Source organism: Acinetobacter sp. M5A5_2a, from assembly GCF_053345265.1.
Map to the genome: position 1 here is coordinate 35,751 of NZ_JBKEZV010000009.1, position 17,307 is coordinate 53,057.

Sequence of the window (17,307 nt, forward strand, 5' to 3'; positions counted from 1 at the left end):
GAAAAGATATGGAACTTAGAGCCGTCAAAATGCATAAAATGTTTAAAGAGTTTCATGATGAAAAGGCGCTTGGCTATGTAGGGGAATATGATGAAAAACATGATCTTGTAGCGATATATAATATTTTTAAAGAAAAAATGAAGAAAATAGACGGAACCTATCAATGGATTCTACCTTCATCGGGTGAAGTGTTTTTTGTTGAAGAAGATCCACTCTATGTTCGTTAATTAATTTTCCCGTCTAAAAAATCGATAATTTATAAATCAAAGTCCTCTAATGAGGACTTTTTCATATTTCACTCAAGGTATCTTTAACAATTCTAAAAGCCGGTGACATCAATCTACGGCTGGTATAAAACAAATAAAAAGGAGGCAAGGTAGCAGCATGTTGTTCCAATAAACTTACTAACTTTTTCTCTTCTAAAGCAGGTTTCACCAAAGAGTGGGGTAAATAGTCTATTGCACAACTATCGAGTACAGGCTAACAAAGTTGAACTATTGAAAAGAGTGGTGAAGCATCGAAATGAAGGACCAATGAAAAGCTAAATTGAACATTGTAATAAGAGGCACATCAGTATTGAATAAAAACACAAACTTAAAACCTCATTCATTTGAATTATATTATTAAGTTGATTTAAACTTTTTAGCACTCAGGTAGGAGTTCTCTTGGATGGCAAGGATGACCATTGCATTACATAAAAAACTTGAAGGAACTTGTGAAGTAAAAGTGCTTGTTGGTTTAGTCAACCATTTTTTAGATCATGCAAATTTTTTTGGAATCGAGCGCCGAGAGCTATTATTACAGAGTACTCTCACAGAAGAGCAACTAAGTGATTCAAATCAATGTATTCCACTTTACTACTTTGAGAGGATTATTGCTTATACATATAGTATTTGTAATGACCCAACGATTGCTTTAAGTTTTTTTAAAAAGATGGATTCTACAGCTTATGGAGTTTTAGGACATCTAGTCCCTTTATCTTCTAGTTTGTATAAAGCGATTGAGACATTAAAAGAGTTTCAACCATTAATCGGATGTATTGGAGATATTTCTCTCCAAATTGAGTCAGAAGCTATCTACTGGAAATGGAAATGTAGATCAACTGATCCAGTATTTAGTCGATGTGCGAATGAATATAATTTGTCATGGTGGTTGAGTCTAATTCGTTTAGTTCGAAATGAAGAATACTGCATTCTTAAAGCAGTACATTTCGCACATAGTCTGGCGAAACCTGAATTACAGAATTATTATGATGAGTTTTTTGGGTGCCCAGTCTATTTCAATCAAAAAGAAACTGCTTTGGTATTGTCACCAAAATCTTTAAATATGGCATTGAAGACTGAAAATGCGGGATTATATGATAGCGTGCGATTATTCGCTTCAAAATTATTAGAACAACAACGGGGCGAACAAACCTTTATTCAACAGACTAAAGCAAAAATCTATTTATTGCTTCACTATGATCGTTTGTCTCGTGAAAATGTTGCAGAGCTGTTAGGCATAAATGTCAGAACATTGAGTCGGAAGCTTCAGCTTGAAGAGAGCTCTTACAGCAAGTTACTTGATGAAGTTCGAATTGAATTAGCTGAAAATTTTTTAGAAAACTATCAGCATTCAATTTTATTTATTTCAAAAGCTTTAGGTTTTTATACAAGTCATTCCTTTATTTCTTGGTTTAAATTACAAACAAATTTGACTCCGAATCAATATCGTAAGAGTTTGAAAAGAAAGGCTATCGAAGATTAATAAGAAATTGAGGGGAATTTTTAATCTTATGTCCTATATTAGAGGTTAAATGACCCAGAAGCGTTATTTTTTACTTAGTAGTTAATAATAAGATTTATATCAACTTTATATGAATGATCGAAATTCTATTTAAGGTTTAATGAGCAATTTACTTTGTTCTAATTTTTAGTGTAGCTATGAAATTAAGCAAAATATATTTTTGATTTATAAGGATATTTTAAAAGCAGAGTGTTCGAAAAATTAATTTCTTATCGTAAAAATATGCTTAATTTGAGTAATGAAGGGAATCAATATGGAAGTAAAGCAAATATATAAACAGACTATAGGTATAGTTTTACTTGGATTTTTAGTCTCAGGTTGTGGAAATGACAAGGACACTGTTTCAAGCAATCTACCGGAAATAGGTGATTCATGTCCAACCATTATGGATGAGAAGCTCTTTGCTGACGTGGATACTTTAGAAAAATTTGTTCAAGTTGGCCCTGATTTAGCTCAATTACGTTCAACAGGTAGTCTTGCACATAAGCAATTGGTGGACTGGATTGAGCTTGAAGCAAAAAAAATACCAAATATGCAAGTACGATCGGATAGTTATGAAATTCAGCGTTGGCAACCGATGATTGTGGCTGAAAATGGCAAAGGACGTAGTTTATCTCGTTCAGGTCAGTTATCTGTTAATGGTAAAGATATAGCAATTGCTGGTGCTGTTCCTTATTCATTAGGTACAACATTGACTGGAAATAATGGACAATTGGTCTTTCTTGCAAGTAATCAAGCCATCACGGAAGAACATCGAGGTAAAATTATTGTACGTGAAATTCCAACTGTGCAAGATCCTGTGTATGTAAATCAGGTTGCACCCCCTTATGCATTTTTATTTCAGTTTGCAAAATATCTAAGCCCATCTCTTAATGATCTTAAAACACAGAGATACGATAAGCCTTTTTTAGCAGGCGAATTAATGAATAAGGACTTAATCGCAGCTGGAAAGGTGGGTGCGGCGGGTGTGATTCTTGGTTTTGATGTTCCTAGAGATCAAATCAAAGATTATTTCGATCCGCATAATGGGTTACATTATCGACTTCCTGCAGTGTTTTTAGGTGCAGATGAATTTGCCGAGGTAAAAGCTTTAGCCACAAGTAATTCACAAGCAAAAATTGTAGTTCAGGCTGAAAGAGACACAACAACTACTCGAAATTTGATTGCAACATTACCAGGGTTAAGTCATGAAAAAATTGTATTTGTCGCGAACACGGATGGTAATACGTGGGTACAAGAAAATGGTGTGAGTGGGTTACTTGCGTTAGCCCAATATTTTGCAAAGTTACCGTTAAAATGCCGACAAAAAACATATGAATTTGCATTTAATACTGGTCATTTGCATATGTCTAAAGAAGGAACTTTTAGATATATGGAAGAACTCAATGAAGAATATAAAGACGGTAAAGTGAGTTTTGTTTTTGCAGTAGAGCACTTGGGAACACGTGAAATAGTAGCAAAACCAAGAAAAGATTTGGGTTGGGGGAGAACATTAGAGTTTTCAGGTAGAGCAGAGCCTCAGGCTTGGTTTGTAGCTGAAGATCATCTTTTGATGCAAAAAGTCGCAATTGAAGCTGCTCAAAGACATAAGCTACCTGCGGTACTGATTTCGACTGGGCAAGATATGCCAAATATTCAACGTTCCCCAAAACAATGTGATTTTGGTGGTATTGGAAACGCATCACATCAGAACTTAATTCCAACTATGGCGACTATTTCTGGTCCATGGTCCCTTTGGGCACCATCGTTTGGTCGAGATGCGATTGATTTTAGTTTGATGCGTAAGCAGTTATTAGCAATTGGTGATTCAGTTTTAGCTTTACAAAATCATACCAAAGCTGAAATTGATGGACCTTATACGGAATGGAGAGCCGCTAGTAATCAAGGGAAATTAGTCTGTTCACATTCAATAAACAGTGGTGTAGAGGATGCGCCAAACACAGCGAACTAATATTGAAAAGGATCCATAGCGATTGTTTTTATAAATTAGTTAGGCTTTGATGCATAAAATTAAAATTATCCTACAGGCTTATTCAACCGTTTAATTATTTTAATGAATAAGCCTGTATCTAAAATCTATAGTTCCTTTCTATTATTTAGCTTTAGTTTCCGACATTTCTCTAAATTTTCTTGGGCTATAACCAAATGTTTGAATAAAAGATCTGGTAAAAGCAGCTGGTGAAGAATAACCAACTAAATCAGCAATTTGTGAAATACTTTTATTCGTTTCAATTAAATATTGATTGGCTAACTTCATTCGCCAATGTTTGAGGTAATTAATTGGAGTAGTACCTAGCAATTCTATGAAATTTTTTGAAAACTTTGATTTAGATTGATTAGTTTCTTTGGCAAGAATTTCTACGGTCCATTCTTTAGCAGGGTTAGAATGCATTAAGAATAACGCCTTGCTAATAGCAGGATTCTGCAAAGCTGAAATCCAACTTTTATGGTTTAGTGTTTCTTTATTTAGCCAGAATCTTATTGACCATACCAATAGCAAATCGATAACACTTGAAAGCATAACCTGACTACCTAAAGACGGTTGATCAAGTTCTAATTTTATTGCAGCTACTGTCATTGGTATCCACTCAGCAACTTTACCATTTTGGTCCGAGGGAACTAATATATATTTGGGTAATCCTTCAGCGATTGTTTGTCCATATACGCCGTTTAATTGAAAAATACATGTAATAACAGATGGTTCTACAGCTTTATCTTCTATAATCTCGATAGAATGCTTAAATCTCGAAGGAATAACGATAACATCCCCGTCGTGTACAATCTCATTTATTTTTTGTTCATTACTTTTAATTTTAAAGCTACCTCCTTGAAATATATGAATATATGAAAAATTATTATCCATAAAAACAATATTTGTATTTTTATAATTTTCAACTTGATAAATTTGTCCTGATATTCTTGCATTTTTATAAATATCAAAAAATATATCAGTTAATTTATTTAAATCTTGTTCATTTTCCATCTCACTACATCTCATCAAAAAAATGTTTCTGCAAAAAAATATGCTGTTTTAGTAATTGTTAAAAGTAGTTTTATAACAAATAATCATTTTACGAAGATTTTATAGTTTGATATTTGATCAGATTGTCTAAACTTCATGTATCAATATTTCTATTTAATTTATTGATTTCAATGTCATAGCAAAAGCTAGGAGTAAATCATGAGCAATAAACCAACAATTATATTAGTACATGGCTTTTGGGGAGGCGCTGCTCACTGGAGTAAAGTTATTATTGAGCTTTCCCATAGAGGTTTTACCTCATTACAAGCAGTCGAATTGCCTTTAACTTCACTAGCCGATGATGTCGAACGAACAAAGAAAATGATAGCTCAGATTGATGGTGACGTAATTTTAGTTGGGCACTCTTATGGAGGTGCTGTTATTACTGAAGCTGGTAATCTTCCAAATGTAGTTGGTCTAGTCTATATCGCAGCATTTGCTCCTGATACAAATGAGAGTCCAGGGGAGATTACGCAAAAGCATCTGCCAGTAGCTGCCCCTAATTTATCACCAGATAGTGATGGTTACCTTTGGCTTAAAGCAGACAAATTTCATGAAAGTTTCTGCCAAGACTTAACAGAAGAGGAAGGTCTAGTTATGGGAGTAACACAAAAAGCTCCGTTAGCAAGCACCTTTGGCGATACTATTTCATCGCCAGCTTGGAAAACTAAACCTTCTTGGTATCAAATTTCTACTCAGGATCGAATGATTAGTCCAGAAAATCAAGAGTTTATGTCTTCTAGATTAAATGCAAAAAAAGTTATTTCTTTAGATGCTAGCCATGCTTCATTAGCTTCCAAGCCAGTTGAAGTTGCAGATTTAATAGATGAAGCAGTTTCTTTATTTAATTCATAAAGTTATTTAATTTAAATAGACAAACAAATTAAGAAGTTAAGAAAATAATAATTTTTTTAGCTTCTATTTCATTATAAATATAAGCTCATCTTATCTAGATGGCTTATTGCTTAATTGATTCCGTAACATAGACAAGTTTCGAATAGAAACAAAAACTAAGTTATAAGAACTATAAAGAAAACTCGTGAAATCATCTCATAAGAATCATCGCTAGCAATGTGTATTATTGCGAATGAAAATTTAATTATAATGTTTTTAATTCACCCCTTTATAAACCCCAATTTAACAATAACTCACTCATTATTTATCCTTACTTTTTAATGATCTAATTTAAAACAAATGTCATTTTGTGTGCTTGACTGAGAAAGGGTTGAACACTATCCTTTGCCTGCTGGCCACATTGCCAGTCGGTTTTGACGAACCGTTCTCACACGAGTATCAGAATTATTCCTTCTGAGGGATAGTTTTGTGCAGCTCTTCGTCTCCCTCTCGTAGCGGTAGGACGGAAGGGGGACACCTTCGGGTGTGCTGGCCTCGTGTGACCAGTTCGTCAACCCTCTTTCGTTCTGCCACCATAATTTTAATGTTTTGGCAGAACTCCCAATAAAAAGGAGTTGGCTTTGCACATCCATTATTTCTTGGCTCTCAATGCCAAAAGCTATAACGACACAGCTTAAAAATTTAAAGCAGCTTGAACGCCCTAAGGTTTTCAGGCTTTAAGTCATTACGGCTCAAAAAACTTGCATCAACAATAAAACTTGAGATGTGCCACGCACAGTCTTTACGGCTTTGCTGTGCCTTTTTTTCTCCCAAAAAAGTATCTCATTTAGAAACAACAAGAATTTTTATAACGGTAAAACTATGCCAAAGTTAGTTCTTCCAACACGTGCCATACAAGTCATCAATAAGTCGATTGATTTATTTCACCATCGCGGATTTCATGTTGTTGGAATCGACCGAATCGTGAAAGAGTGCGGAATTCCAAAAGCGACTTTTTATAACTACTTTCACTCTAAAGAGCGGTTTATTGAAACCTGTTTAATCGTACAAAAAGAACGTTTAAAAGAAAAAGTGGTTTCAATTGCTGAGTATGACTGCAACACCAATGTGGTTGATAAAATTAAGAAACTCTATTTCTTACATACAGATTTAGAAGGGCTGTACTACCTATTATTTAAAGCCATTTTTGAAACGAAACAGAGCTATCCAAAGGCGTATCAGGTCGCTATTAAGTATAGAACGTGGCTCACCAATGAAATCTATAGCCAACTTAGAGCACTTAAAACCGATGCGACTTTTCAGGATGCCAAACTATTTTTATATATGATTGAAGGGGCAATCATTCAGCTTTAAAGTTCGGATGGGGTGGACGAGAGGGAAAGGGTGTTGGATTGTTTTTTTGTGGGGGTGCTTAATGCCTCTTCATTTGAGTGTGGAAATTAATTTATATACTTAATATAATTAAATAATTTTTAATTATAACTGACTTATGTGTCAGAATAGATGGTTTTAAGATGAAGAAATTAATTACACCATTTAAAGATAAAGAATCTAAACAATCATCCTTGGATAATTATATTTTTATAGATGAAAGTTTATATACAATGAAAGCTAAAAAAAGTCAAAAAATATTTTTTTACACTGAGAGTTTTGTATATGGATTAATATCTTTGGCATCATACTTTTCTTTTTATTTGGCAACTAATAAGTTTACTAATCAAAAAGAACTAGAGAAAAATATAATTTTATTAACTGACTATTTTGGTTTGGATAGCTTGGTAAATACTTTTTTAGGTATATTTATTGTTATTGGGATAGTATCGTCTCTAAATTATATAATAACAAGCTCAAAGCTGAATCTTCAACATATATTAGATAGATTGACACATTCTTTAATAGATTTTGTATTTTTAATGTTCTCTAGTATGTTAGGTCTATTTGCTGCTATATTAGAATTTACAAGTATTTTAGATTTAACACCTGATGTGGTGAAATTGAGAAAGCTATCATGGATTGGTGTTTTTAGCTTGTCTATACTATTGTTGGCATATGTTTTTATTCTTACAATAATGAAAGAAAATAATGATGAATTTCTAAAATAATAACTATCTATTTATAATTGGTGAAATTTTTAAATAAGAGAAATTAGTTTTATTCTACTTTGAGTATACATAATCCTACTTAATATATTTTAAAATAGGATTATAGTAATCTGATTTTACATTTGCTGTATTTAATTTAAGTAGATACCTGTGTCAATCCTTTTAATATTAAATGAGTAGCTTCATCAATAAATGGAGTAAGCATTAATTTTTGATAATCCACTGGCGTAAGTCCTGTGTTACAAGCTAGTTCTTCTATAGTTGTAGATTTAATAATATTTTCTATTGCCGAATAATCAGCTCCATGATTCTTACTTTTTGCAAGATTTTGTAAATCTGCATATCCAATATTATTTTGAATTTGCCAGCTTTCAGTTAATTCTGGTTCTAGTTCTTTATTTAATATTGAAGTTACTATTTTATTTGTAATTCCTCCAAAACCACCTAGTATATATATAGGTTGTTGGTTCTTCAGAGAAATCATTAATTCTTCTAATACACCAGGCATTTTTCCTTTGTAATCTGAAGATTTTCCAGCAGCAATTATTCTAGATTCACATCTAGAAATAGATTGCTCGCGCATATTTGTTAGGCTGCGAGACCATATATATCGGTTTTCTGGGCAATTGGGCTCTAAGAAGTTTTTTTGATTTATAGACATATCTATTGGTAGACTATATTCTTCAGTGTGCAAAATACCATGGTATTTTATTTTGAAAGTCTTTAACTTTGGTTCTAAATAAATTGGCCAGGCTAAATGATTTTCGACTTTAATTGAATTATCCATAGTCCTATTTTGAATAATTAAAGCCTCATCAAGAATAAATTGAGTGAATCCATCCTCACGTAGATCCCCCCCATATATTAGTGTATGTTTTCTAGCTAATAAGTGTCCGGCTAGAACTTGTGATAATCTTTTTAATTCATCGATGTGTTGATTATGAGTTTCAAACTGATCTTCTTTATAGTCTGAAATTGAAATGCCTATTTTTTTTGATATCTGCTCCTTTTTGAAAATTGACCATAAGGGTGTAACAGCTTGGATCTTATTTACTGTGCCTTGAGGCGTTTCATTCTCAAAATGATTTATCCAACTAATTTCTTCAGGATAAACAGGGGGTTCAGGATAACAAATATGAAGAGTTTCAAGTTTCTGCGTTTCACTTCTAGTTTTTAATAAAGTGATTATTTGATTAACCTCTGGTGGTCTAGCAAAAACTTCTGAACTTTTAGGAATCCAGCCTTGTTCCTTATAATAATTTAAAAGTATTTTTGAGTAGTTAAACCTTATTGTTTCTAATAATGTTGCAATTAAAATTCTTAAAATTTCTTTATTTCTTATACTAGTATCATGGGAAACATGAATATTAGGAATATTTACTGCTGCTGGGAAAATTCGGTCTTCATAGTGTTCTAATGTATTAACAAAAATAATAGGTCTTCTTTCTTCCTTTGCCATAAGTATTTCTCTTTGACACCAATAACGGGAAGAATACTTATCACTACCTATTGCGATTACTGTAGATTCCTTAAGATGGGTTTCTATTTCTTGATCAAAGTTGAAGCAAGGAGAAATATCTGTAGCATCAAAAAATCTCTGTATAGATGTATTATCAATAAAATTTTTAATTTCTATAGCTAAACCGACACCTTGTTCATCAGCTTTTGCATGGCTAAGAAATATCTTTAATGAAGCATCTATTCCTTTTACAATTGTTTTACTTTCATTAAGTCCTAAACGATAGATTTCATGGGATAACATTAGAATAAAGTATTCTTGATAATCGTTTAGAGGCCAACTGTATGCACGTACGAAATTTTTATTCTTTAAAATACCTTTATTAGCATGACTTAATGCATAGCTATCTAATGCAACTGGAATAATTTCAAATTCCAAAGAAATTGTCTCAAAATACGTATTCCAATTCTCACTGATGAGTGTATTTTCACTTAAAAATAAAAATACTAAATTTTTTTTTGCCCATTTTTTTAATGGATTAGGAACAATATTTGTATTTCTTGAACTATATAAAAAAGTTGGAATATTTAACTCACGAGAAAATGGTCTATCAATATCCCGTGTTAAATATTGCCTAAATTTGCTAATATTTTTGAAATGTACTGAATGATCATCTGGATGCCATACGAAGCTTATAGCTAAGGGGGTTGAATTCATTTTATATATTTTAACAAGAAATTTTTATATTCTACATAATAAATTATTGATTTCTATTTTGAAATTAATAAGTAGTATTATTTACAAATTAATTTGTTAAATATACTATAAAAGAATGTAATTAAAGTTTTTTTGAGTGATTTTAATTGTAAGTTTTTGATTTTATTGTGATTTTTATAGTCTTTTGTTTGATTAGTAGGGACCATTAATTACAAACTATAGTATTTTGTGAGCTTAATTATGGCAAGAAAAAATATCTTTATAAGTCATGTACATGAGGATGATGATGGCTTAAAAAAAACTAAAGATTTAATCAAGACAAAGGGGTTTGAAGTCAGAGATTTTTCTATTAACTCAAGTAAGCCTAATAGTGCTAAAGCCGAGGATTATATTAAATACCAAATCTTGGCGCCTAGAATCAGGCAATGTTCTACTCTTATGGTTTATATAACACCTCAGACTAAAAATAGTTATTGGGTTAATTGGGAGATTGAATATGCACAAAAATTAGGCTTAAGAATCGTCGGAGTTTGGGCACATGGTCATCAAGGCTGTGAAGTACCTGAAGAGTTGGAGAATTACGCTGATGCTATTGTTGGTTGGAATAGTGAATGTTTAATTAATGCAATTAATGGTGAAAATACTTTTGAGGGATATAATTCACCTGTTGTTGCTAGACATCTATGTGGTTAAGAAATGAAAATTATTTCTTATGTAGTTAGGCGCGACTATGGTTTCGCTCCTAATCCTTTTTTTGAATATTGTACTTTGGCCACTTGTAAGCCAGATATTCGAAAAAGTGCGGTTGTAGGGGATTGGATTATTGGCACAAGCTCTATTTCGACTGGAAGTCTAAATAAGTTAGTATTTGCAATGAAAGTTACAGAAAAATTAACTTTCAATGAGTATTGGAATGATCAAAGATTTATTGATAAACGGCCTATTTTAGATCGTAGCAGGAAGTATCAATATGGAGATAATATTTATCATAAAGAAAACTCAGAATGGATTCAACTACCATCACATCACACTGAAGAAGATGGTAGCCCAAATTATAAGAATATAAAGACAGATACTAAAGTTGATAATGTCCTGATTAGTGATTATTTCTACTATTTTGGGAGAAATAGTATTTTAATACCTGCAGAGTTTTCAGAAATTATCAAAAAGGGTCCAAGTTGTAAGTATGTGGATAAAGAATTACATAGTAATTTCTTGAATGTTTTTTTACGCCAATTTGCATTAGGGATAAATGGTTCACCATTTGAGTGGAAAAAATTACATCAAGATAAAAATCCTCAACTTATGTTTTCATTTTAAAAGTCTAATAATGACTATAACTAATGAAATAAAAGTAAAGATTAATAAGCCTGTTCTAACTAAAAGCTTCCCCTCAATAGCATGGACTTCTTTTTTGATCTCGATTATTTCTTTATTATATTTCTCTTTAAGATCTTCAATATCTTTCTTTAATTTAAATGGAGAAAATATATCACCAGTCATATCAGTAATTTTATCACTTGAAATACTAGTTATAGGTTTATCCTTTTTTACATATTTATTATTTGCATAACTACCATTAATAATACCCTCTTGATCCAAGTCAGCGTACCAAATTAAGGCAAAAGGGTTACCTTTTTCAAGTACAACATCACTGGGACCAGCATTATAAACAGAGAATGTAAGTTTTCCCCGCCAACCTGGATCGACGTGGAAACCTGATACATTAATTAAGCCTTTATATTTATATTTAGCTTTAAATGAGATAAAGGCAATATTTTGGTTAGGAACATGAACCTCTTCTTCTGTAATCAGTAGAGCAAATTGCCCCTTAGGAATTATGAACTGTGGTTCTTCAACTGTAAGTATTTTTTTGACCTTAATATCAGCTTCGGAATTAGGTGTAATATAAACTTCACTACCGATAGTTAATACTAAAGAAGCACAGTCTATGGCAGTATAAGGGTGATAAGGAACTAAAATCTTTTTGTTCTTATGTAGTTTGTTACCGCTCCAAAACATTTTTATATAACCTTATAACCATCTTTATAATTTCCATACTCTTCAAAATACTCATGTCTTTGCTCAACTTCGTACATTCGATTTGCAATAAGATCTTCTATACCGTTAATATTATAAATAAAACATAAGGTGATAAGAATTTCAAAAATATCAAATACATATTGGTTGAAATTTACTCTAAACTCATGCTTTTCTACATGATCTAATGACTCTACGGTTTTTAGTATTTTGCTAGCAAGAATACACATATCCATAGCCAAATCTAAACCATGTTGTGAGGCTTCTTGCGTGTAAGCTTTTCGCATCAAATATTCTTGTGCGAGCGTATCTCTCAACTCATGAAGGTTTGCTAACTGAAGGTAAGCAGGGCTTAAATGTTTGCTTATGCGATATACAAAAATATTTGCATACGAGAAGTTTATAATTAATGAATCAATTACGTATTTATGAATCTTCACTATATCTGGATTAGAGTCACGTATAGCCTCTAATATTTGCCCGCTATATTTTCCAATATGGGCCGCCATATGTTTTGCCTTACCTTGTGTACTTAAAACCCAAACATCTTTATGGTAGCGATCATCATGAGACATTTGTTTTATTTCAAGTTCTTTGAGAATTTCTTGAGCTGACATATGCAAAAAACCAAATTTACCCTTAGCACATCGTATAAGATAACATAATTTTTTATTACTCTTAGAGTCTTGTATAAGATTACTTGAGCTATCGAGCTGAATAGCTTTTTTTTTGTAAAAGATACATTCTGTATTCTTTGATAGAAGGTATACGCAAAGAAATTGAAATGAATTTAGAAGTAGCCAAATAGAAAATGCGAATAAAACACTGTAGAGAATGAAAATATAAAAATTTAAGGTTGATGAGGAAAAAAATATCATTAAAACAATGAATAAGCTTAAGATAAGTGGATAGATAAGACCTTTTTTAAGAACATTATGTTTTTGCTCTAAAATGTGTAAATAATTATTTCCTTCGATATCAGGTACTTTTATTAAATTTCCTGTGAAATTAAAAAGATACATAACATAGTTGATGTTACTAATCTCTCGTTTAAGACAATAAGCTATAAATCGTCCACTAACATTAGGAAGATTTGAGATCTTCTGAGCATATATTTCTCTTATCTGAAGATTTTGGCTAAGAGAGGACTTTGTAAATTTTGTTTTAAATTCTTTTAGAAGTTTTTCTTGTTCAAAGATTTGGTTTGAAGGGGAGGTAATAGAATATCGTTTAAAAAAAAGCTGTATTGTAAAAATTACATAGCATAATAATGGCGATATAACAATATACTTTATAAAAAAATAAAACGATTCCTCAAAGCTCATTTGTCGCTAGATCCAGTTAGTGGAATGATTTGAATAAGAAAATAACTATTTAATAGAAAATATTTGTTTTTTAAAAAATAATTAGGGTATGAATTTATCTCAAACACATATTGAAGATGATCCTCAGAGTTTCCATAGGCATTACTATAAAAACTATTGTACAATGAAATATTTTAAATTGCGTATATCAAAAGAGCTTTTTTAGTTCATTTGCTTAAGTAATTTATTGTCATAATTTGAATTGAGCCTTAAGTAGTGATTCATACAAAACACCAATTAACTTCCCTCTTAAATAATGATGTGGACTACTCCAAGTATCTAAAGTCATTAGATACATCTCCTGTATATGAAACATATTGGAAGTTTGCGTGTAAAAGACAAGATATTTATTTTAGTCGATTAAGCAAGAAAGACATGCCATGGACGGAGGATCCAGTCCTTAAAACTCATAAGTTTACAAATGCTTATCGTGCTGCAGACAGGGTAAGCCAATATTTAATTAAAAATGTAATCTATAGAGATGATTTACCAAATTCAGCAGAAGAAATTTTTTTTAGAATTATGCTTTTTAAACTATTTAATAAAATAGAAACTTGGCAACTCCTTGAAAAAAAATTAGGCGCAATAACGTATAAGGATTATTCTTTTAAGACTTATGATGTTGTCTTTCAAAAGGCTATGGAAAGTAAGACTAGGATTTATTCAGCAGCTTATATTATGCCCTCTGGAAGTAGTAGTTTTGGGTTTTCAAAAAAACATCAGAATCATTTGCAATTATTGGAGATGATGATGAATGATAATTTAGCAGGAAAACTAGCTAGAATTACTAAGATGAAACAAGCATTTGAACTCATGAAGTCCTATCCAACTTTAGGGGATTTTTTAGCCTATCAATTTATTACTGATATAAATTACAGTGAGCTTACGGATTTTTCAGAAATGGAATTTGTTATACCAGGGCCAGGGGCTAGGGATGGTCTAAAAAAGTGTTTTAGGAATAAATTTAATGTCAATGAACAAGATTTAATACGGTTTATGGCAAATCATCAAGAACAAGAATTTAGCAGGTTGGGGCTTAATTTTCAGTCTTTATGGGGGCGGCCTTTGCAACTAATAGACTGTCAAAATTTATTTTGCGAAGTTGATAAGTATTCTAGAATAGTTCATCCAGAAATTATAGGTATATCTGGTAGGACACGTATTAAACAGAAATACTCTTGTACGAAAGGCCTTGATGTTCCATGGTTTCCACCAAAGTGGAATATCAATGAAAAAATACATCGGACTTCGATCCTACTAAATTCTGATTGATGTCTGGACTGAAAATATATATTTATACGTATCCAAAAGCCTATCAAGTAGCAATTAAATATAGAACGTGGCTCACCAATGAAATCTATAGCCAACTTAGAGCACTTAAAACCGATGCGACTTTTCAGGATGCCAAACTATTTTTATATATCATTGAAGGCGCAATTATTCAGCTTTTAAGTTCAGATGGGGCAATGGATCGGAAAAGGGTGTTGGATTGTTTTTTAATCAACTATGGATGTAAATACCTATCTCGAATGTCTGAGTAGTTCAGCGATATCCTGCACGATTAATTGCAATCACTTTAGGTCCATTCATCGTGCATATTGGATACTGGATCGTAAATCTTTTTAAAAGACAGCTATAAATTTCGAAGTTAAGCATAAGTATTTTTCTTTATGCTATTTACCCCTTCAATGATAAGAGTACAAACCGCTAACCATATTGCAATGTAAGTGGGCCATTCATCAGTTTTAATGGTTTCACTAAGTAATATAGATACGGCTAGTAATAGTATTGGTTCAACATATACAAGAAGCCCAAAAAGCGTCAAATTTAGATGCGGAGCTGAAAGAGATTGAAAGCCTAAAGCAAGAGCACTGATCAAACCAAGACCTGAAATTAACCAAAGGGTATCAGGGTTGCTCATCAATTCATTTGAGCCAATATTCCCGTTAAAAATAAAGAATAGGCTAATAGGTAAACTCAGGATCATATCGAACCAAAGCCCTCCAATATGATTAGTATTCGTCTTTTGCCTTAACCAAAAATAAATCGGATAACCTAAACAAATAAGTAAAGTTGGCCATGTTAGTGTTTTTGATATCACCAACATGTTAATAATTCCAAGGATGGCAAAAATACAGGATATTTTTTGCAATCTCGACATTCTTTCTTTAAATGCGATTCGCCCTACAATTACCATAATGATGGGCATTAAAAAATATCCAAGAGATACATCGAGGCCGTAACCATTGGTAGGGGCCCACATGAATAACCAAAGTTGTAATCCAATAAGAAACGCAGAAAATATACGAGTTAAAAAGAAAAAGCGGTCTAGAAATATACGAGTGTATATATCACGCACTTGTTGCCAATTTCCTTTCAAAATAATAAAAAGAGTTAAACAGGGAAAAGTCAGCAATATACGCCAACCATACATTTCGTTCCCCTGTAATGAGTGTAGTAAAGATGTATAGGCAAACATTAAAGCAAATAGGATAGAGCCAATTACATTGAGAGTTATACCAAGAGCCGTATTTGATTGAGTATGCATAGATATTTAATAGCAGAGTCTTTTAATTGATATTTTATTTCAGGTTGATTGATAATTAGGCTCTTATTTCTTAATATAAATGAGAAAATTTCTCACCGTATGATTTGTGATGACATTAGATAAATTTGATTTAGCTTTACTTGAACTTCTTCAAAAAGATTGCCATATCCCATTACGTGAATTAGCAGATGCTATTCATTTATCTACCGCTTCAGTGCAGCGTCGAATCCAAAAGCTACGTGAAAATGGCTATATTATTGGAAATATTGCTGTTTTAGACCCTGATAAATTAAATCAAGTGATTACAATTCTGGTCGAGATTCGAGTAAATAAAACTCATGCGACTGATCTAGATGATCTTAAAAAAAGCTTCTCTGGGCCAGAAATTCAGCAATGTTATTATGTCACTGGTGAGGCAGACTTTATGTTGGTGCTGTTAGTACCGAGTATGAGTCGTTTTCAAAAGATTTGTGATGAGCTATTTCACAATAATTCTAATGTAGAGTGGTTCAAGACAACTGTTGTACTAGATCGAGTAAAAGTTACGTTAGAAGTTCCAGAAATAGATAAAAAGTTATAAATAGTATTTCTGAAGTAGCTTTAGATTATGGTTTTACTTATTTTTCACATTTTAGCTATGAATTCAAAAAGGCTTTTGGTGTAACACCTCGAGAATATTTTAAAAAGTCTTAAGAATATTCAGACAATTTTGAAAAAATTGCATGGCTCTTGAGATAAAGGATTAAGTCAAAAAACCATGCAATTTATAAATAAAGTCTTTTTCGAAGCTTATTTAATTCGATACCACGTTTGGTTCCGACCAATTGCAGAGATACCAATGTATCCACGAGCGATAAGTTTGCTACCATCTGGTGACATTGTTGCACTAAAACGATATGTCTTATCTGACTGAGGGTCGAGGATAGATCCTTTGTCATATTTATTTTGACCGACGCTTTTTAAATTTTTGACGATGGTTAAACCAATTAAAGATTTGTTTTTGTAAGTACCTTCACACATCGTACATTTATTGGCTTCACTCGGAACGAGTATTTTTTCGATGTTAGCAGAGAGGTTACCATTTTTATCTTCGCTAAATCTTACCAGTGCTCTGGGTTCATTGGTTGCATCATCAATTGTTTTCCAAACACTGCCATGTAGTTTGTCTGAAGCAAATGAATGAATCGAATAAAAGCTGAGTAAAAGTAATAATAAATATTTTTTCATATCAATAGTTTCTCTAATTAAAAACAGGTGGCTTTAATCGCCAGAATGATTCATTTTAAATTTAACTTCACAATCTTCTTTATATTGAATCAATAAGATAAATAATATGTAAAGTTATAATCTATTTCCCGTAATATTATTTTGATTGTTTTTTTTATGCAATTGCGATAATAGACAGAATTAACAAA

The 17,307-nt window shown here is 32.0% G+C and carries 17 protein-coding genes and 2 pseudogenes; 12 read left to right on the forward strand and 7 right to left on the reverse strand.

Translation table 11 applies throughout. The annotated features are described in order from the left end of the window. The first annotated feature begins 38 nt into the window (after window positions 1–38). The 3 genes from ACLBWE_RS12310 to ACLBWE_RS12320 all read left to right on the forward strand — a co-directional run bounded on the left by ACLBWE_RS12310 (window position 39) and on the right by ACLBWE_RS12320 (window position 3,736). The gene (locus ACLBWE_RS12310) at window positions 39–227 is read left to right on the forward strand and encodes a hypothetical protein (RefSeq protein WP_080592924.1); all 189 of its coding nucleotides are present in this window, start codon (window positions 39–41) and stop codon (window positions 225–227) included. Window positions 228–678: 451 nt separating this feature from the next. After that, the gene (locus ACLBWE_RS12315) at window positions 679–1,746 is read left to right on the forward strand and encodes an AraC family transcriptional regulator (protein WP_198496138.1); all 1,068 of its coding nucleotides are present in this window, start codon (window positions 679–681) and stop codon (window positions 1,744–1,746) included. A 292-nt stretch (window positions 1,747–2,038) separates the two neighbouring features. Then, a complete protein-coding gene (locus tag ACLBWE_RS12320; protein WP_447603164.1) occupies window positions 2,039–3,736 on the forward strand; it encodes a hypothetical protein in 1,698 nt (565 codons plus the stop codon). A 141-nt stretch (window positions 3,737–3,877) separates the two neighbouring features. On the opposite strand, the gene ACLBWE_RS12325 is transcribed toward ACLBWE_RS12320, so the two are convergent. Then, a complete protein-coding gene (locus tag ACLBWE_RS12325; RefSeq protein ID WP_447603166.1) occupies window positions 3,878–4,768 on the reverse strand; it encodes an AraC family transcriptional regulator in 891 nt (296 codons plus the stop codon). Window positions 4,769–4,966: 198 nt separating this feature from the next. Between ACLBWE_RS12325 and ACLBWE_RS12330 the strand changes: the two genes are divergently transcribed. Beyond that, complete coding sequence (locus ACLBWE_RS12330) at window positions 4,967–5,662, forward strand: alpha/beta hydrolase (protein WP_447603168.1); 696 nt, start codon at window positions 4,967–4,969, stop codon at window positions 5,660–5,662. 681 nt (window positions 5,663–6,343) lie between these two features. On the opposite strand, the gene ACLBWE_RS12335 is transcribed toward ACLBWE_RS12330, so the two are convergent. Next, a complete protein-coding gene (locus ACLBWE_RS12335; protein WP_447603170.1) occupies window positions 6,344–6,475 on the reverse strand; it encodes a hypothetical protein in 132 nt (43 codons plus the stop codon). A gap of 48 nt (window positions 6,476–6,523) precedes the next feature. Here ACLBWE_RS12335 and ACLBWE_RS12340 point away from each other — a divergent pair. Both ACLBWE_RS12340 and ACLBWE_RS12345 read left to right on the forward strand, forming a co-directional pair. Further along, window positions 6,524–7,012 (forward strand): annotated as a pseudogene (locus tag ACLBWE_RS12340) (TetR/AcrR family transcriptional regulator); the annotation flags it as partial. Window positions 7,013–7,176: 164 nt separating this feature from the next. After that, complete coding sequence (locus ACLBWE_RS12345) at window positions 7,177–7,764, forward strand: hypothetical protein (protein ID WP_447603172.1); 588 nt, start codon at window positions 7,177–7,179, stop codon at window positions 7,762–7,764. A 136-nt stretch (window positions 7,765–7,900) separates the two neighbouring features. Here the strand turns inward: ACLBWE_RS12345 and ACLBWE_RS12350 are convergent, their stop codons facing one another. Then, window positions 7,901–9,940, reverse strand: coding sequence for a TIR domain-containing protein (locus ACLBWE_RS12350; protein WP_447603174.1), 2,040 nt, complete (start codon window positions 9,938–9,940; stop codon window positions 7,901–7,903). Window positions 9,941–10,180: 240 nt separating this feature from the next. Here ACLBWE_RS12350 and ACLBWE_RS12355 point away from each other — a divergent pair, with 240 nt between their 5' ends. Continuing rightward, the gene (locus tag ACLBWE_RS12355) at window positions 10,181–10,633 is read left to right on the forward strand and encodes a TIR domain-containing protein (protein ID WP_447603176.1); all 453 of its coding nucleotides are present in this window, start codon (window positions 10,181–10,183) and stop codon (window positions 10,631–10,633) included. 3 nt (window positions 10,634–10,636) lie between these two features. Beyond that, complete coding sequence (locus ACLBWE_RS12360) at window positions 10,637–11,260, forward strand: Nmad2 family putative nucleotide modification protein (RefSeq protein WP_447603178.1); 624 nt, start codon at window positions 10,637–10,639, stop codon at window positions 11,258–11,260. Here ACLBWE_RS12360 and ACLBWE_RS12365 read toward each other — a convergent pair. Both ACLBWE_RS12365 and ACLBWE_RS12370 read right to left on the reverse strand, forming a co-directional pair. Further along, window positions 11,252–11,962 (reverse strand): dCTP deaminase domain-containing protein, encoded by a 711-nt coding sequence (locus ACLBWE_RS12365; protein WP_447603180.1) that lies wholly within the window; start codon window positions 11,960–11,962, stop codon window positions 11,252–11,254. The genes ACLBWE_RS12360 and ACLBWE_RS12365 overlap by 9 nt on opposite strands. A gap of 2 nt (window positions 11,963–11,964) precedes the next feature. Continuing rightward, complete coding sequence (locus ACLBWE_RS12370; protein WP_447603182.1) at window positions 11,965–12,597, reverse strand: hypothetical protein; 633 nt, start codon at window positions 12,595–12,597, stop codon at window positions 11,965–11,967. 1,008 nt (window positions 12,598–13,605) lie between these two features. Between ACLBWE_RS12370 and ACLBWE_RS12375 the strand changes: the two genes are divergently transcribed. Both ACLBWE_RS12375 and ACLBWE_RS12380 read left to right on the forward strand, forming a co-directional pair. Continuing rightward, complete coding sequence (locus ACLBWE_RS12375; protein WP_447603490.1) at window positions 13,606–14,616, forward strand: nucleotide kinase domain-containing protein; 1,011 nt, start codon at window positions 13,606–13,608, stop codon at window positions 14,614–14,616. A gap of 26 nt (window positions 14,617–14,642) precedes the next feature. Continuing rightward, window positions 14,643–14,885: pseudogene (locus ACLBWE_RS12380) on the forward strand (TetR/AcrR family transcriptional regulator); the annotation flags it as partial. A gap of 107 nt (window positions 14,886–14,992) precedes the next feature. Here ACLBWE_RS12380 and rarD read toward each other — a convergent pair. After that, on the reverse strand, window positions 14,993–15,892 hold the full coding sequence (rarD, locus tag ACLBWE_RS12385) for an EamA family transporter RarD (RefSeq protein ID WP_447603186.1): 900 nt from the start codon (window positions 15,890–15,892) through the stop codon (window positions 14,993–14,995). Between the two features lie 109 nt (window positions 15,893–16,001). Between rarD and ACLBWE_RS12390 the strand changes: the two genes are divergently transcribed. Beyond that, complete coding sequence (locus ACLBWE_RS12390; RefSeq protein ID WP_003650920.1) at window positions 16,002–16,472, forward strand: Lrp/AsnC family transcriptional regulator; 471 nt, start codon at window positions 16,002–16,004, stop codon at window positions 16,470–16,472. Between the two features lie 5 nt (window positions 16,473–16,477). Next, window positions 16,478–16,585, forward strand: coding sequence for a helix-turn-helix domain-containing protein (locus tag ACLBWE_RS12395; RefSeq protein ID WP_447603492.1), 108 nt, complete (start codon window positions 16,478–16,480; stop codon window positions 16,583–16,585). A gap of 96 nt (window positions 16,586–16,681) precedes the next feature. Here ACLBWE_RS12395 and ACLBWE_RS12400 read toward each other — a convergent pair whose 3' ends face one another. Then, window positions 16,682–17,119 (reverse strand): DUF2147 domain-containing protein, encoded by a 438-nt coding sequence (locus ACLBWE_RS12400; protein ID WP_005041742.1) that lies wholly within the window; start codon window positions 17,117–17,119, stop codon window positions 16,682–16,684. Window positions 17,120–17,307 lie beyond the last annotated feature (188 nt).

What these genes read in the sequence shown, in the direction of transcription:
- ACLBWE_RS12310 (WP_080592924.1), top strand. Translation starts at nt 39, where the DNA reads ATGTTTAAAGAGTTTCATGATGAAAAGGCGCTTGGCTATGTAGGGGAA.
- ACLBWE_RS12315 (WP_198496138.1), top strand. Translation starts at nt 679, where the DNA reads ATGACCATTGCATTACATAAAAAACTTGAAGGAACTTGTGAAGTAAAA.
- ACLBWE_RS12320 (WP_447603164.1), top strand. Translation starts at nt 2,039, where the DNA reads ATGGAAGTAAAGCAAATATATAAACAGACTATAGGTATAGTTTTACTT.
- ACLBWE_RS12325 (WP_447603166.1), bottom strand. Translation starts at nt 4,768, where the DNA reads ATGGAAAATGAACAAGATTTAAATAAATTAACTGATATATTTTTTGAT.
- ACLBWE_RS12330 (WP_447603168.1), top strand. Translation starts at nt 4,967, where the DNA reads ATGAGCAATAAACCAACAATTATATTAGTACATGGCTTTTGGGGAGGC.
- ACLBWE_RS12345 (WP_447603172.1), top strand. Translation starts at nt 7,177, where the DNA reads ATGAAGAAATTAATTACACCATTTAAAGATAAAGAATCTAAACAATCA.
- ACLBWE_RS12350 (WP_447603174.1), bottom strand. Translation starts at nt 9,940, where the DNA reads ATGAATTCAACCCCCTTAGCTATAAGCTTCGTATGGCATCCAGATGAT.
- ACLBWE_RS12355 (WP_447603176.1), top strand. Translation starts at nt 10,181, where the DNA reads ATGGCAAGAAAAAATATCTTTATAAGTCATGTACATGAGGATGATGAT.
- ACLBWE_RS12360 (WP_447603178.1), top strand. Translation starts at nt 10,637, where the DNA reads ATGAAAATTATTTCTTATGTAGTTAGGCGCGACTATGGTTTCGCTCCT.
- ACLBWE_RS12365 (WP_447603180.1), bottom strand. Translation starts at nt 11,962, where the DNA reads ATGTTTTGGAGCGGTAACAAACTACATAAGAACAAAAAGATTTTAGTT.
- ACLBWE_RS12370 (WP_447603182.1), bottom strand. Translation starts at nt 12,597, where the DNA reads ATGTCAGCTCAAGAAATTCTCAAAGAACTTGAAATAAAACAAATGTCT.
- rarD (WP_447603186.1), bottom strand. Translation starts at nt 15,892, where the DNA reads ATGCATACTCAATCAAATACGGCTCTTGGTATAACTCTCAATGTAATT.
- ACLBWE_RS12390 (WP_003650920.1), top strand. Translation starts at nt 16,002, where the DNA reads ATGACATTAGATAAATTTGATTTAGCTTTACTTGAACTTCTTCAAAAA.
- ACLBWE_RS12400 (WP_005041742.1), bottom strand. Translation starts at nt 17,119, where the DNA reads ATGAAAAAATATTTATTATTACTTTTACTCAGCTTTTATTCGATTCAT.